The sequence below is a fragment of the Streptomyces sp. NBC_00285 genome, from assembly GCF_036174265.1.
In the GTDB taxonomy this organism is placed as follows: domain Bacteria; phylum Actinomycetota; class Actinomycetes; order Streptomycetales; family Streptomycetaceae; genus Streptomyces.
In genome coordinates, this window is sequence record NZ_CP108055.1 from 8,006,214 (window position 1) to 8,021,440 (window position 15,227).

Annotated in this window: 13 protein-coding genes; 9 read left to right on the top strand and 4 right to left on the bottom strand. The window is 71.4% G+C overall.

Annotation, left to right across the window (positions count from 1 at the left end; all coding sequences use genetic code 11):
- Positions 1–4 precede the first annotated feature (4 nt).
- The gene (locus tag OHT57_RS36900; RefSeq protein ID WP_328751099.1) at positions 5–1,729 is read right to left on the bottom strand and encodes a hypothetical protein; all 1,725 of its coding nucleotides are present in this window, start codon (positions 1,727–1,729) and stop codon (positions 5–7) included.
- Positions 1,730–1,941: 212 nt separating this feature from the next.
- Here OHT57_RS36900 and OHT57_RS36905 point away from each other — a divergent pair, with 212 nt between their 5' ends.
- The 4 genes from OHT57_RS36905 (at position 1,942) to OHT57_RS36920 (ending at position 4,605) form a co-directional block, all read left to right on the top strand.
- On the top strand, positions 1,942–2,331 hold the full coding sequence (locus OHT57_RS36905) for a cell division protein SepF (RefSeq protein WP_328751100.1): 390 nt from the start codon (positions 1,942–1,944) through the stop codon (positions 2,329–2,331).
- Between the two features lie 79 nt (positions 2,332–2,410).
- Positions 2,411–3,634 (top strand): AAA family ATPase, encoded by a 1,224-nt coding sequence (locus tag OHT57_RS36910; RefSeq protein WP_328751101.1) that lies wholly within the window; start codon positions 2,411–2,413, stop codon positions 3,632–3,634.
- Positions 3,631–3,957 (top strand): nucleotide pyrophosphohydrolase, encoded by a 327-nt coding sequence (locus OHT57_RS36915; RefSeq protein ID WP_328751102.1) that lies wholly within the window; start codon positions 3,631–3,633, stop codon positions 3,955–3,957. The genes OHT57_RS36910 and OHT57_RS36915 overlap by 4 nt, the downstream gene beginning before the upstream one ends.
- A 177-nt stretch (positions 3,958–4,134) precedes the next feature.
- Positions 4,135–4,605 carry a DUF6099 family protein gene (locus OHT57_RS36920; protein ID WP_328751103.1) on the top strand — a complete coding sequence of 157 codons (471 nt, stop codon included), beginning with the start codon at positions 4,135–4,137 and terminating at the stop codon, positions 4,603–4,605.
- A 564-nt stretch (positions 4,606–5,169) separates the two neighbouring features.
- Here OHT57_RS36920 and OHT57_RS36925 read toward each other — a convergent pair.
- Complete coding sequence (locus OHT57_RS36925) at positions 5,170–5,334, bottom strand: hypothetical protein (protein ID WP_328751104.1); 165 nt, start codon at positions 5,332–5,334, stop codon at positions 5,170–5,172.
- A 228-nt stretch (positions 5,335–5,562) separates the two neighbouring features.
- Here OHT57_RS36925 and OHT57_RS36930 point away from each other — a divergent pair, with 228 nt between their 5' ends.
- The 3 genes from OHT57_RS36930 (at position 5,563) to OHT57_RS36940 (ending at position 10,738) form a co-directional block, all read left to right on the top strand.
- A complete protein-coding gene (locus OHT57_RS36930) occupies positions 5,563–6,486 on the top strand; it encodes an LLM class F420-dependent oxidoreductase (protein ID WP_328751105.1) in 924 nt (307 codons plus the stop codon).
- Between the two features lie 230 nt (positions 6,487–6,716).
- Positions 6,717–8,198: a 3' terminal RNA ribose 2'-O-methyltransferase Hen1 gene (locus OHT57_RS36935; RefSeq protein ID WP_328751106.1), complete on the top strand. Its 1,482-nt coding sequence runs from the start codon at positions 6,717–6,719 to the stop codon at positions 8,196–8,198.
- Entirely contained in the window at positions 8,195–10,738 is a 2,544-nt protein-coding gene (locus tag OHT57_RS36940; protein ID WP_328751107.1) for a polynucleotide kinase-phosphatase, read from the top strand. The genes OHT57_RS36935 and OHT57_RS36940 overlap by 4 nt, the downstream gene beginning before the upstream one ends.
- Positions 10,739–10,818: 80 nt before the next feature.
- Here OHT57_RS36940 and OHT57_RS36945 read toward each other — a convergent pair whose 3' ends face one another.
- Positions 10,819–11,715, bottom strand: coding sequence for a hypothetical protein (locus OHT57_RS36945; protein ID WP_328751108.1), 897 nt, complete (start codon positions 11,713–11,715; stop codon positions 10,819–10,821).
- The gene (locus tag OHT57_RS36950; protein WP_328751109.1) at positions 11,712–12,716 is read right to left on the bottom strand and encodes an SPFH domain-containing protein; all 1,005 of its coding nucleotides are present in this window, start codon (positions 12,714–12,716) and stop codon (positions 11,712–11,714) included. The genes OHT57_RS36945 and OHT57_RS36950 overlap by 4 nt, the downstream gene beginning before the upstream one ends.
- 123 nt (positions 12,717–12,839) lie before the next feature.
- Between OHT57_RS36950 and OHT57_RS36955 the strand changes: the two genes are divergently transcribed.
- Both OHT57_RS36955 and argF read left to right on the top strand, forming a co-directional pair.
- Entirely contained in the window at positions 12,840–14,063 is a 1,224-nt protein-coding gene (locus OHT57_RS36955) for an arginine deiminase (protein WP_328751110.1), read from the top strand.
- A 154-nt stretch (positions 14,064–14,217) separates the two neighbouring features.
- Positions 14,218–15,225, top strand: a complete 1,008-nt coding sequence (gene argF / locus OHT57_RS36960; protein WP_328751111.1) for an ornithine carbamoyltransferase — start codon at positions 14,218–14,220, stop codon at positions 15,223–15,225.
- Positions 15,226–15,227 lie beyond the last annotated feature (2 nt).

Genomic DNA, 15,227 nt, shown 5'->3' on the forward strand with positions numbered 1-15,227 from the left:
CCCGTCAGGTCGTCGGCAAGGTGACCCAGGCGCTCGACAGCGTCTGCGGTGAGGACGTGAACACCCGGAGCCGGATCCGCTGACCCGGCTTCGGCAGGGCGTACGCCCCATCGGGCGGCCGCAGTTCATAGGTCGCCGTCGCATGGGCGGCCAGCGTGGCCGGCCCCCGCAGGACCGAGAAATACGGGTACATGCCCTGGCCCCGCGTCAGCGTGAAGTGCGGGGCGAGGGCGTCGTCGTCGGTGTTGGTGACGCGGAGGGTCAGCCGGGAGAGCGTGCGGGTGTCATGGTGCAGCGCGGTGACCTCCATGCGCAGGGGCGGTGAGCCGGTGGCCGCCAGCGCCGCGCTCGCCAGGGCCGGGCTCAGCAGCAGTACGGCCGCGGCGATCCGAGCGGGGCGCCGCTGCGGGCCACCGAGCCGTGCCGTGAACGGCTGCCAGGCCCCGGCGAACTCCGACGCGGGAGCGGTGACGGCCGCCGCGAGCCACAGCGGCGTCATCATCAGGTAGTAACCGTCCTGTGAACGGGTCGCCAGATAGAAGGCCAGCCACGGCAGCACGGTCACCGCCGGGCCCAGTCGGCGCACGAACAGCACGGACAGCGCCAGCAGACCGGCGAGCAGCAGCAGGCTCGCGTACCCGTACCAGTCGAGCCGGTCGCTGCCGTCCGTGAGATACAGCGACACACCCACCAGGCCCTGGCCGTGCAGCACCGCACCCTGGACCAACGGCAGCGCGATCCCCTTGAACCACGCGACCGGCTGGCTCACGATGAAATACGTGTTGATCAGCAGCCATACGGTGGTGGCGACCCCGGCGAGTCGCAGTACCACCAGGCTCGCCGCCCGCGCGCCGAGCTCCCCGCGCCGCACGGCGTAGATCCCGGCGATGAGGAACGGCGTCAGGAACCACGGCAGTTGCTGCGCCGCGCACGCAGCGCCCAGACAGGCGGCCTGCGCCACCCCGGCCGCCCCCAGCCGCCCGCCCCGCCCGATCCGGGGCCAGCGCACCACCACCGGCACCAGCAGGGCCAGCGCCAGGATCGCCGGGTAGCCGAGCCTGCCGTACATGGAAATCATCGAGAATCCCAGGCACGCCATGGTCGCCGCCGAACGCCACGGCACGGGCAGCAGCCGCCACAGCACGACCGTGCCGACGAGCAGCGCGCCGGTGCTCATCGCTATGGCGGGCAGGCCGCCGTGCCCGAGCGGGAGCAGGGTCGCGGTCAACAGCGGGGCGAGCGGGGGATAGCCGTACGTGTAGTCGTAGCCGCCCGTGACGGTCGGGGTCAGCGCGATGCCGTTGCCGCCGAACAACCAGGGCCAGGGGTGGCCGTAGACGCCGTGTCCGGCGACCAGGTCGCGGGCTGCCTGGGCGGTGAGGACGGACTCGTCGGAGCCGCGGTGGAACAGGACGAACGTGCACAGGGCGAGCGTCAGCCCGGTCACCAGCACGCACAGGTCCACGCGTGCCAGGGACCGCCGGCCGCGCACCACCAGGGCCAGGACGCCGCAGACGAGGATCGAGGCGTAGCAGACGGAGATCACCATGGCCACCGCAGGACGGTGGGTGGCGGCCTGCGTCCACACCTCGCGGGTGCCGATGAACAGACTGACGTCCGCGAGCAGCGTCAGGACGCGATGCCACTGCGTGGGGGGTTCCGGGGCTGCGGTCACCGCCGGCTGGGTCCGCCGGCCGGGTGCCGGCAGCTGGGTATCTGTCAGGAGCACGGCATCGGACGCTAACCGGACGCGGTGAGGGGCATGCCGTCGGAGGCCTAGAGTCCGGTGTGAGCCCGGTAAGACCCTTTCGTCACGGTGGGCGGGATCGGATCTGTCCGCCGATGCGTCGCCCACCGTGTCGCTGTTGGGCCGAACGGGTGACTTGGCGTAAGAATGGCTGGTGCAGGCATGGAAAAAATGCGAGTCGGAGCGGGGGACCGGTGAACAGGTACGACGTCACCGATGAACAGTGGGAAGGGCTCGCCCAGGTCGTTCCGCTGCGCGGGCGGGACGCGTGGCCGTCAGCGGTCGACCACCGGTCCGTACCGGAGGCGGAGACCGAGGCCCGGCGCCGTTTCGTCGTCCTGCGGATCAGCGTCTTCGCGGACGCCCGCGAGGTCGCCGAGACACTCATGGCGGGCATCCCCGTCCTGCTCGACCTCACCGCCGCCGAGACGGACGTCGCCAAGCGGGTTCTCGACTTCAGTACGGGCGTCGTGTTCGGACTGGCGAGCGGGATGCACCGGGTGGACCGCAACGTGTTCCTGCTGACACCGGCCGGAACCGAGGTGACGGGGCTGATGGAAGGCGCGGGGATGCCGGGGTCCTGAGCCCCGGCGGTTCGCTCGATCGTAGGAAGGCCGCGAGGCAGGAACGGTTCGCCCGCCGGCGGAGTCCTACGGTCCGGATATGCGTGTACCCCCCACATCCGCCACGCCCCCGGCGTCCGCCACGTCTCCCGTCGTCCCGGCCCAGTCGGCTCCTCCGCTCACGGAGCAGTCACCGGGCGGTGAACGCCGTCCCGGCCGGCCCTGTCTCACCGAACTCCGGCTGTCCGCGTACGCCGCGCACCGGCAGGCCGGGTTACCGCTCGGGCCGCTGACGCTGTTCGCCGGACCGAGCGGCGGCGGCAAGACGAGCGCGCTCAGGGCGTACGAGGCCCTCGCGCGACTCGGCGGCGGCGCGAGCCTCGCCGAGGTGTTCCCCGACCCCGTCGCCTGCGTCCCGGACCGGGCCCGCCCCGACGCGCAACGCCGCCGCGGCTTCCGGATCGGCTGCACGGCCGACGGACCCGAGGGGCCGGTCCGCCTCGACGTCGCCGTCCAGGCCGAGCCCGAACTGCGCATCGTGGGCGAGCGGTTGACCTCCGGCGGGGTCGTCCTCCTGGAGACCGCCCTGCGCGACCCCTCCCGCCGGACCGTGCAGGCCGCCTGGCACACCGCGGGGGCCGCCCCGGTCACCCGGGCCCCGCTCCCGGACGACCGACTCGGCACCGCACTCCTCCCACTGCGCGTGGCCGGCAAGACGGACGGGCAGCGGAGCGTCCTCGCCGCCGCCGAACAGATGGTCGTCGCCCTGCGCTCCGTCTTCGGCTGCGACCCACGGCCCGGACGCATGCGCCTGCCCGTCCCGGCCGGCTCCGGACGACTGCTCGGCGGCTGCGACAACCTCGCCGACGTCCTGTGGCGCACCCGCGCGGAGTGCGGCCGACGGCACGCGCAGCTCGTCGCCGCGGTGCGCGCCGGGTGCGCGGGGTCCGTCACCGACGTCCTCGCCGAACCGCTGCTCACCGGCACGGTCCGGGCGCTGCTCGACCGCGGCGACGGCAGCCGTACGGAGCTGAAGCGGCTCGGCGACGGCGAGTTGAGGTACCTCGCCCTCGCGCTGGTGCTGCTCACCGGACCCGGCGTGCTGGAGGTCGACCCGGCCGGCGAAGTGCCCGCGGCGATGCAGACGCTCACCGTGCTCGCCGACAACCTCGACCGCGGACTGGACGTACGGCAGCGGGCCGAACTGCTGCGGCTGGCAGTGCGGATGTGCGAGCGCGGGCACATCCGGCTCGTCGGCGCGGTGAGCGACGCCTCCTGGGCGGCCGGGACGGAGGGCGTCACGGTGGTACACCTGGTGCCGTGACAGAACCTCTTGACGTGGCGAAACTGCAGCGCAGGCTGGCCGAGTTCGCGGCGGCCCGCAACTGGCAGCCCTACCACACCCCCAAGAACCTCGTCGCCGCGCTCAGCGTGGAGGCCTCCGAACTGGTCGAGATCTTCCAATGGTTGACGCCCGAGGAGTCGGCGCGGGTCATGGACGACCCCGACACCGCGCACCGCGTCAAGGACGAGGTCGCCGACGTGCTCGCGTATCTGCTCCAGCTGTGCGGGGCGCTCGGCGTCGATCCGTTGGCGGCGCTGGACGCGAAGATCGACCGGAACGAGCGGAGGTTTCCGGCTCCGTGAGGAGTGGTCCAGTCCTCTTTCACTCTCCGTGATGAGACGGTGGTCCGAAATCGATTTGGTGTCCACAAATTTCCGTCTACCTCTGGCTTTTCGTTCCGAGCGACCTCACTCTGGGTAGTGGACAAGGGAGTTCGGGCGGACGTGCCGGGGGCGCGTCGCGACAGACGGGGGCAGCCGATGGACGCGGTGCGGCTCATCGTGACGAGCAGGCGTGCCCTGGCCGGGGGCGGCGAGGCGCCTCAGGTCATGGCCGAGGTGTGGCAGGCGCAGGCTCTGGCCCAGGCGATAGGGAGTCGCCTCGCGGTCGCCGGACCACCGGAACTCCGCGGCGAGGCCCTCGGGTTGACCGAACTCGCGGGCCGCGGCTGCGGTGTCCTGGACCGCCCCGACATCGCCTTGGCGGAGTTGCGGGCCGCGCAGCTCACCGACCTGGGCGACGCCCGCCAGGCACTGCTCTGCCTCGGCGGCCTCCTCGGCGAGGTGGGCATCGCCCTGGTCTCTCTCGCCTGCGCCGCGGACGACGAGACGACGTACTGGCAGTGCATGGAGGCGATCGACGCGGCGGACGAGTCTCGGGACCGGGTGCTGGAGATGCTGCGAAGACTTGCGGACCGGGGGGAGGTGGCGGTGGAGCGGGAGGCGGGGTGAGTTGTCGGCCACGGGCCTGGCGGGGGGTGGGGTGAGTTGTCGGCTACGGGCTTGGCGGGGGGTGGGGTGAGTGTTCGGCCGCGGGCCTGGCCGGAGGGCCTGGGCCTGGCGGGAGGGAGGGTGAGCTCTCAGTCGCGGGTTCGGTGGATGCCGGCCGAGCCCCGCGGCGGAGCCACTCATGCCACAGCCCCGCGCCCCTGACTGGGCACAGCTGGGCACGCTCCGACTGCACCCACTCAGGGGCGCGGGGAACTGCGCGACCAGCCCCCACCGGCCCGCACCCGGCGGACCTTCACCGGCCCGCGCCTGGGGGCTCCTCATCGGCCTGCACCCGGCGGCCCCCATCGGGCCGCACCTGGCTGACCTTCACGGGGCTGTACCCGGCGGGCCTTCATAGGCCCGCACCCGGCGGCTCCTCATCGGCCTGCACCCGGCGGCCCCCACCGGGCCGCACCTGGCTGACCCTCACGGGCCCGCACCCGGCGGACCTTCATAGGCCCGCACCCGCCGGCGCCGGTGAGCGGACCTCGCCCGCGTCCCGGCCTCCCCGGGGTGACCGAACCCTCAGACGGCCTCTTCCTCGCCGACGCCCCGGCCCGCCGAACCTCCGGCCGACTGAAGATCCGCGTCCAGTGCCGAAAGATCCGCGTTCAGCGACGCCATCAACTCCTCCATCTGCTGCAGCAACCCCTTCGGCTGCCCAGCCAGCGACACGGTTTCCTCGGACATGACGGCCTCCTCGGCCCAAGTACCCGGACGGCGGGGCCGACGCGGGTAACGGATGACGCACCGGCGACGACAAGCCGGCTCCGCCCGAGCCAACGATCACCAAAGGGCCCGGTCACTGGCATGGTCACCCCTCCCGCACGCCGTTGACGCATTTTCACCCGCCCGGGGACCACTGAGGTCACAGGGGCTGCTGAGGCCACGGCGCACTCCTGCGTGCAGGATGGAGACATGGATCTCCGCATCTTCACCGAGCCCCAGCAGGGCGCGAGCTACGACACCCTCCTCACCGTCGCCAAGGCCACCGAGGATCTCGGTTTCGACGCCTTCTTCCGCTCCGACCACTACCTCAGGATGGGCGACGCCGACGGCCTCCCCGGCCCCACCGACGCCTGGATCACCCTCGCCGGCCTGGCCCGCGAGACCAAGCGCATACGCCTCGGCACCCTGATGACCGCCGCCACCTTCCGGCTGCCCGGCGTCCTCGCCATCCAGGTCGCCCAGGTCGACCAGATGTCCGGCGGCCGCGTCGAACTGGGCCTGGGCGCAGGCTGGTTCGAGGAGGAGCACGCGGCGTACGGCATCCCGTTCCCGAAGGAGAAGTTCCCCCGCCTGGAGGAGCAACTGGAGATCGTCACCGGTCTGTGGGCCACCGAGCCCGGGGAGACCTTCGACTTCCACGGCAAGCACTACGACCTCACGAAGTCACCCGCACTGCCCAAGCCCGCGCAGAGCAGGATCCCCGTGCTGATCGGCGGCCAGGGCGCGACCCGCACCCCGCGGCTGGCAGCCCGCTACGCCGATGAGTTCAATATGCCGTTCGGCACGCCCGAGGACAGCGAGACGCAGTTCGGCCGGGTCCGGGCCGCCGCTCAGGAGGCGGGCCGCGCGGCCGACGCGATCACCTTCTCCAACGTCCTCGTCGTCTGCGTCGGCAAGGACGACCAGGAGGTCGCCCGCCGCGCCGCGGCGATCGGCCGCGAGGTCGACGATCTCAAGACCAACGGCCTGGCCGGCACCCCCGCCGAAGTCGTCGACAAGATCGGCCGCTACGCCGCCGTGGGCTCGCGCCGCGTCTACCTCCAGGTTCTCGACCTCGACGACCTGGACCACCTGGAGCTGATCTCCGCCCAGGTCCAGTCGCAGCTGTCGTAACGCACCTACCGCGACGGTGACGGTGACCGGTTCACCGTCCGGCGGGTCGAGCCGTGTGTGTGCTCCGATCCGCCGGAGGTGCCGTCACGGCTCGTGGCCCACCGCCACGTACTGCGGTACGACGGGGGTCAGCCCTGATGAAAAACCCCGGGTGCCGGCGATGCCCGGTCGGTACGGTGTGCGTATTCGCAGTTCAGACCCGTACTCCCACCGTTCTGAGGCCAGTCACCGTGTTCCTGACCCTCACCACCACCGGCACCCCCGAGCGCCCAGCCACCGATCTCGGCTTCCTGCTGCACAAGCACCCCGGGAAGGCGCAGGCGTTCTCCACGTCCTACGGCACAGCGCACGTCCTGTATCCCGATGCGGACGAACAGCGCTGCACGGCCGCGCTGTTGCTGGAGGTCGATGCGGTGGCGCTGGTCAGGCGCGGCAAGGGCAAGGGCCGCGGTGGCGCCCCCGACGCGGCACTCGCGCAGTACGTCAATGACCGCCCGTACGCGGCCTCTTCGCTGCTCGCGGTGGCGCTGAGCGCGGTGTTCTCCAGTGCGATGCGCGGGGTGTGCAGCGCCCGACCCGAACTCCCGGGGCAGGCGAGGCCGTTGCGTATCGAGGTGCCGGCGCTCCCGGCCCGCGGTGGTCCGGAACTCGTACGACGGCTCTTCGAGCCGCTCGGCTGGACGGTGAGCGCCGAACCGGTCGCGCTGGACACCGAGTTCCCGCAGTGGGGCGACTCGCGCTACGTCCGCCTTGAACTGGAGTCCACGCAGCTCACCGTCGCCGAGGCGCTGCGTCATCTGTACGTCCTCCTGCCGGTCCTCGACGACGCCAAGCACTACTGGGTGTCCCCCGACGAGGTCGACAAGCTGCTCAGGGCCGGTGAGGGCTGGCTGCCCGAGCACCCGGAGCAGAAGCTGATCACCAGCCGTTACCTGTCCCGACGCTGGTCGCTGACGCGCGAGGCGATGGAACGCCTCGAACTGGTGCGGCTCGCCGAGACCGACGACAGCGAGGTCGAGGACATCGACAACGCCGTCGAGGCGGAGACCGAGACAGAGGAGAGGCCCACCCCGCTCGCCGTGCAGCGACGTGACGCGATCATCGAGGCCCTGCGTGCCTCCGGTGCCGCCCGTGTCCTCGATCTCGGCTGCGGACAGGGCCAGTTGGTGCAGGCATTGCTCAGGGACCCGAAGTTCACCGAGATCGTCGGCGTCGACGTGTCGGTGCGGGCGCTCACCATCGCCTCCCGTCGGCTGAAGCTGGACCGCATGGGGGAGCGGATGGCCTCCCGCGTCCAGCTCTTCCAGGGCTCGCTGGCCTACACCGACAAGCGGCTCAAGGGGTACGACGCCGCCGTGCTCAGCGAGGTCATCGAGCACCTGGACCTGCCCCGGCTGCCCGCCCTGGAGTACGCGGTGTTCGGCGCGGCCCGCCCCCGGACGGTCCTGGTGACCACCCCGAACGTCGAGTACAACGTCCGCTGGGAGAGCCTCCCGGCCGGGCATGTCCGGCACGGTGACCACCGCTTCGAGTGGACGCGCGCGGAGTTCCGGGCGTGGGCGTCGGCGGTGGCCGAACGGCACGGGTACGACGTGGAGTTCACACCGGTGGGGCCTGACGACCCCGAGGTGGGACCGCCCACACAGATGGCCACGTTCGCCATGAAGACCGAGAAGTCGCAGAAGACCGAGAGGGAGGCGAAGGCCGCATGAGTGAGACACCGACCAAGGGACGGGTGCTCCCCGTCACCGACCTCTCCCTCGTCGTCCTCGTGGGCGCCTCCGGCTCGGGCAAGTCCACGTTCGCCCGACGGCACTTCAAGCCGACCGAGGTCATCTCCTCGGACTTCTGCAGGGGTCTGGTCTCCGACGACGAGAACGACCAGGGCGCGACCAGGGACGCCTTCGACGTCCTGCACTACATCGCGGGCAAGCGCCTGGCCGCCGGCCGCCGCACGGTCGTCGACGCGACCAGCGTGCAGCAGGACAGCCGACGCCAGCTGATCGAGCTGGCGAAGCAGTACGACGTCCTGCCGATCGCCATCGTGCTCGACGTGCCCGAGGAGGTGTGCGCCGCGCGCAACGCGGACCGTACCGACCGGGCCGACATGCCGATCCGGGTCATCAAGCGCCACATCCGCGAACTGAGGCGCTCCGTGCGGCACTTGGAGCGCGAGGGCTTCCGCAAGGTGCACGTCCTGCGCGGGGTGGCGGACGTGGAGAACGCCACCGTCGTCACCGAGAAGCGCTTCAACGACCTGACCCATCTCACCGGCCCCTTCGACATCGTCGGCGACATCCACGGCTGTGCCGCCGAACTGGAGGTTCTGCTGGGCAAGTTGGGCTACGCCGACGGCGTCCACCCCGAGGGCCGTACCGCGGTCTTCGTCGGCGACCTCGTCGACCGCGGCCCGGACAGCCCCGGTGTGCTGCGCCGCGTGATGTCGATGGTCAAGTCGGGCAACGCGCTGTGCGTGCCGGGCAACCACGAGAACAAGTACGGCCGTCACCTGAAGGGCCGCAAGGTCCAGCACACCCACGGCCTGGCCGAGACCATCGAGCAGATGGAGTCGGTGTCGGACGAGTTCCGGGCCGAGGTGCGGGAGTTCATCGACGGCCTCGTCAGCCACTACGTCCTCGACGGCGGCCGCCTGGTCGTGTGCCACGCCGGTCTGCCGGAGAAGTACCACGGCCGTACCTCCGGCCGGGTCCGCTCGCACGCGCTGTACGGCGACACCACAGGTGAGACCGACGAGTTCGGGCTGCCGGTGCGCTACCCGTGGGCGGAGGACTACCGGGGGCGGGCCGCGGTCGTCTACGGCCACACCCCGGTCCCGGAGGCGACCTGGCTCAACAACACCATCTGCCTCGACACCGGTGCCGTCTTCGGCGGCAAGCTCACGGCGCTGCGCTGGCCGGAGCGGGAACTGGTCGACGTACCGGCTGAACGGGTCTGGTACGAGCCGGTCAAGCCGCTGAAGTCGGAGGCGCCCGGCGGGCACGACGGCCGGCCGCTCGACCTGGCCGACGTGCACGGCCGCAGGGCCGTGGAGACCCGGCTCGCGGGCCGGGTCGCGGTCCGCGAGGAGAACGCGGCGGCGGCCCTGGAGGTCATGAGCCGCTTCGCGGTGGACCCGCGGCTGCTGCCGTACCTTCCGCCGACGATGGCGCCCACCGCGACCAGTCATGTCGAGGGCTTTCTGGAGCACCCGGCTCAGGCGTTCGCGCAGTACGCCGAGGACGGTGTCGTGCGGGTCGTGTGCGAGGAGAAGCACATGGGCTCGCGGGCGGTGGCCCTGGTGTGCAGGGACGCGGAGGCGGCCCGCAGGCGCTTCGGGGTGGACGGCCCGACCGGCTCGCTGTACACGCGCACCGGCCGTCCGTTCTTCGACGACGAGTCGGTGACGGAGACGATCCTCGACCGGCTGCGGACGGCGATCGGTGAGGCCGGTCTGTGGGCCGAACTCGACACGGACTGGTTGCTGTTGGACGCCGAGCTGATGCCGTGGTCGCTGAAGGCCTCCGGCCTGCTGCGGTCGCAGTACGCCGCCGTCGGTGCCGCGTCCGGCGCGGTGTTCCCGGGCGCGCTGGCCGCGCTGCGGGGTGCGGCGGACCGGGGCGTCGACGTGAGTGATCTGCTGGCCCGCCAGCGTGAACGGGCCGATGCGGCAGGCGCGTTCACCGACGCGTACCGCCGCTACTGCTGGATCACCGACGGCCTCGACGGCGTCCGCCTGGCACCGTTCCAGATCCTCGCGGTCCAGGGCCGCAGCCTCGCCGCGCTCCCGCACGACGAGCAACTGGCCCTGCTGGACCGCCTGGTGGAGCACGACGGCACCGGCCTGCTCCAGACCACCCGACGCCTCTACGTCGACACCGGTGACCCGGAGTCGGTGCGGGCGGGTGTCGACTGGTGGCTGGAGATGACCGGCCGCGGTGGTGAGGGCATGGTCGTCAAGCCGCTCGGCGCGGTGGTCCGCAGCACGGAGGGACGTCTGGTGCAGCCCGGCATCAAGTGCCGGGGCCGGGAGTACCTGAGGATCATCTACGGCCCCGAGTACACCCGGCCGGAGAACCTCGACCGGCTGCGCAAGAGGTTCCTCAACCACAAGCGCTCCCTCGCGATCCGCGAGTACGCGCTCGGCCTGGAGGCCCTGGACCGCCTCGCCGAGGGCGAGCCGCTGTGGCGGGTGCACGAGGCGGTGTTCGGGGTGCTGGCACTGGAATCGGAGCCGGTGGACCCGCGGTTGTGAGCCAGTGGATCGGTGGTTGTGAGGCCACGGTCCGGGGTGGCGCTCCATCGGCGTCCCCCGGGCCGCGGCCTCCGCCGCTCTCACCCCACCAACCGCAACCGCTCCCGGCAGATCCCCACGTCCACCGTCTGTCCCCAGGTCAGTTCCACCGCGTCCGTCTCCATCCCGTCGCCGAAGGCGATGAGCCGTTCGGACTCGACGGTGAGGCGGAGGCGGCTGGGGGCGGGGAGTTCGCCCGCGGTCAGGGAGGTCCCGGTGACCGGGGACGGCCAGGCCTCGCGGACGAACCACAGCAGGCGGTCCTCCGTCGGACCCGGCAGCCGCAGGCCGCCGCCCCGTTCCTGCCACACCGACCGGACCCAGCCCGTGGCTCCGGTGCCCGTCCCCACCAGCACCCCGGAGGAAGCCTGGGCCTCGACGACACCCCCGTCGCCCTCCAGGCCCAGGCGGTATCTGGCCGTCTGGTGTCCGGCGGCACCCAGGTAGATCTCGTTCAGTGCGACGAGTCGCTGGGTGTCGTCGGCGACGGCTTCGACCATGGTGAGTTCGTCCGCCGCGGTGCCGAGGGCCGCCGCCCGGAGCAGCGCGGCGGCCTGCGCGGGGCGGTGGCGCACCAGGATGCCGGGGTTCCGGCCGGGTTCCGTGTCGATGCCCAACACCGGTTGCCCGGACAGGTACTTGGCCACGTTCGCGACCAGACCGTCCTGTCCGACCACCACGACGACGTCCTCCGGCGCGAACAGGAAACGGTCCAGATCCGCCCGCTCCACCCGCGCCTGACGCCAGGTCAGCGGAATCGCCGCGGTCACTTCGGCGATGGCCCGACGGGCGCGGTGGTGGCGTTCGGCGACCTCCTCGATGTCCCGGCCCCGGGAGGAGAGGAAGAAGGCGGCCTGCCCGTGGGTGCCGTGGTGGGACACCAACTCCTCGTACTCCGTGGTGCGGTGGACCAGAACGGCTCGCGGTGCGAGGCTCACTCCGGCTCCCGCGCGCCCAGCTTGGCCAGCAGCCCCGTCAGCACATCCGGCGAGATCGTCAGGCTGTCGATGTGCGGCAGGTTCTCCGCGAACCGGGTCCCGGTGAGGGCGTGCAGCGTGGCGACGTCGACGTCGGCGTGCACCCGCAGCCAGGCGGCCTGTGCCTGCGCCTTCGCGTCACCCACCTCGCGTGCCCCCTCGGCCTCGGCCCGCGCCAGCCGTACCGAACGCTTCGCCTCCGCCTCCGCCCGTACCGCGTCCGCGGCCGCGTGCTCCTCGGCCTCCCGGCGGGTGTTGGTGCCGCGCTGCTCCACCAACTGCTCCTCCCGGCGGGCGAGTTCGATCTGGCTGTCCAGTTCGTTCTCGGCGATGGCCCGTTCCCGCTCGACAGCCACGGCGCGCCGCTCGTAGGTCGCCCGGTCCGCCTCCTGCTGGATCTGTTCGCGGGCCGGGGTGCGCAGCGCCCGCTCGACCTCCGGTTCGGGGCGCACCGCCATCACGCGTACGGCGACCACCTCGATGCCGGTGGCCGGCAGTCGCGGCTCGGCATCGAGCCCCGCCGTGATCCGTTCGCGCACCGCGGCCACACCGTCGACCAGCGCCGACGACAGGGGCGTACGGGCCAGGACGTCCAGCGCGTGCTGCTGGGCCGTCTCCGTCAGGAGCGAGCCGAGCTGCTCCAGCGGGGCGCCCCGCCACACCCCGGTGTCGGGGTCGATCGAGAAGTCCAGCCGGGCGGCGGCCAGCGCCGGGTCGCCGATCCGGTAGGTCACCGTCGCCTGCACCGCCACGTCCTGGAAGTCGGATGTACGGGCATGGAACGTCATGGCCAACTCGCGGTCGTCGACCGGCACTTCGGAGAGTGCGGCGGTCAGTGCGCGGAACCAGAAGCTGAGTCCGGGGCCGTCGTGCAGCAGTGTGCCGCCGCGGTGGTGCCGGATGTGCGCCGTGGGTGCGCCGCGCAGGTGGCGCCAGCCGAGGCGCCGGGTGATGTCGGCCATCGAACTCCCTCTTTTCGTCTAGAAGACGATAACCGGCCGTCCCGTTTATCGTCAAGAGGACGACAAAGGGGAATCCGGTCGGATCGAGGGGTCAACACGCCTTCCGTTGGTCAGGATGGGGACATGGGATTCCATGTCGACTCCGAGACCGGGCGGCTGCGCCGCGTCATCCTTCACCGGCCGGATCTCGAGCTCAAGAGGCTCACCCCGAGCAACAAGGACGCACTGCTCTTCGACGACGTGCTGTGGGTGCGCCGGGCGCGCGTCGAGCACGACGGGTTCGCCGACGTGCTGCGCGACCGGGGCGTGGCCGTCCATCTCTTCGGCGACCTGCTCACCGAGGCGCTGGAGGTTCCGGCGGCCCGGTCCCTCGTCCTGGACCGCGTCTTCGACGAGAAGGAGTACGGCCCGCTGGCCACCGACCATCTCCGGGCCTCCTTCGAGGCGCTGCCCGCCGGGGAGCTCGCGGAGGCCCTCGTCGGCGGCATGACCAAGCGGGAGTTCCTGGAAGCGCACCCGGAACCGACCTCCGTGCGCTTCCACGTCATGGACCTCGACGACTTCCTCCTCGCCCCCCTGCCCAACCACCTCTTCACCCGCGACACCTCGGCCTGGATCTATGACGGCGTCTCGGTCAACGCCATGCGCTGGCCGGCCCGGCAGCGCGAGACGGTCCACTTCGAGGCGATCTACCGGCACCATCCGCTCTTCCGTGACGAGACGTTCCACATCTGGTCGGAGGGGCAGGCCGACTACCCCTCCACCATCGAGGGCGGGGACGTCCTCGTCATCGGCAACGGCGCCGTCCTCATCGGCATGAGCGAGCGGACCACGCCCCAGGCCGTCGAGATGCTCGCGCACAAGCTGTTCGCCGAGGGTTCCGCGCAGTCGATCGTGGCCCTCGACATGCCGAAGCGGCGGGCCTTCATGCACCTCGACACCGTGATGACGATGGTCGACGGCGACACCTTCACGCAGTACGCCGGACTCGGCATGCTCCGCTCCTACACCATCGAGCCGGGCGTCGGCGACAAGGAGCTCAAGGTCACCGACCATCCGCCGGAGCACATGCACCGCGCGATCGCCGCCGCGCTCGGCCTCGACGCGATCCGTGTCCTGACCGCCACCCAGGATGTGCACGCGGCCGAGCGCGAGCAGTGGGACGACGGCTGCAACGTCCTCGCCGTGGAGCCGGGTGTCGTCGTCGCCTACGAACGCAACGCCACCACCAACACCCATCTGCGCAAGCAGGGCATCGAGGTGATCGAGATCCCGGGCAGCGAACTGGGGCGAGGGAGGGGTGGGCCGCGCTGCATGAGCTGTCCGGTGGAGCGGGAGGCCGTATAGGGGGCGGGGGCGGGGGCGGGGGCGGGGGCGGGGGCGGCGAGGGGGTGGCGGGGGAACGTGTGACCCTACAGTCGCACAGTCGACCGCATATAAATGCCGAGCCTCGTATAGACTTCCAAGGGTCCGTCTGTTCACGTACCCCTGGAGCGCCCCCATGGCGACCGTCCCCACCGCCCTCGCCGGGCGCCACTTCCTCAAGGAGCTCGACTTCACCGAGCAGGAGTTCCTGGGCCTGATCGAGTTGGCGGCCGAGCTGAAGGCCGCCAAGAAGGCGGGGGTCGAGACGCGGTACCTGAGCGGGAAGAACATCGCGCTGATCTTCGAGAAGACCTCGACGCGCACACGCTGCGCGTTCGAGGTCGCGGCGGCGGACCAGGGGGCCTCGACGACGTACCTGGACCCGTCCGGCTCGCAGATGGGGCACAAGGAGTCCGTACGGGACACCGCGCGCGTGCTCGGTCGTATGTACGACGGGATCGAGTACCGCGGGGACAGCCAGCGCAAGGTGGAGGAGCTCGCCGCGTATGCCGGGGTGCCGGTGTACAACGGGCTCACCGACGACTGGCACCCCACGCAGATGCTGGCCGACGTGCTGACCATGACCGAGCACACCGCGAAGCCGGTCCGGGAGATCGCGTTCGCCTACCTCGGTGACGCCCGGTTCAACATGGGCAACTCCTACCTGATCACCGGTGCGCTGCTCGGCATGGATGTGCGGATCGTCGCCCCGAAGTCCTACTGGCCCGCGCAGGACGTCGTGGAGCGGGCCCGCGCGCTCGCCGCGGAGAGCGGGGCTCGCGTCACTCTCACCGAGTCGCTGGAGGAGGGGGTGCGGGGGGCCGACTTCGTCGCCACGGATGTCTGGGTGTCCATGGGCGAGCCGAAGACGGTCTGGGACGAACGGATCGCGGCCCTGTCGCCGTACGCCGTGACCATGGACGTGCTGCGGGCCACCGGGAACGCGGACGTCCGGTTCCTGCACTGTCTCCCGGCCTTCCATGACCTCGGTACCAAGGTGGGGCAGGAGATCTTCGAGACCCACGGCCTTGAGTCCCTGGAGGTCACGGACGAGGTGTTCGAGTCGGCGCACTCGGTCGTGTTCGACGAGGCGGAGAACCGGTTGCACACGATCAAGGCCGTACTGGTCGCGACACTGGCCTGAAC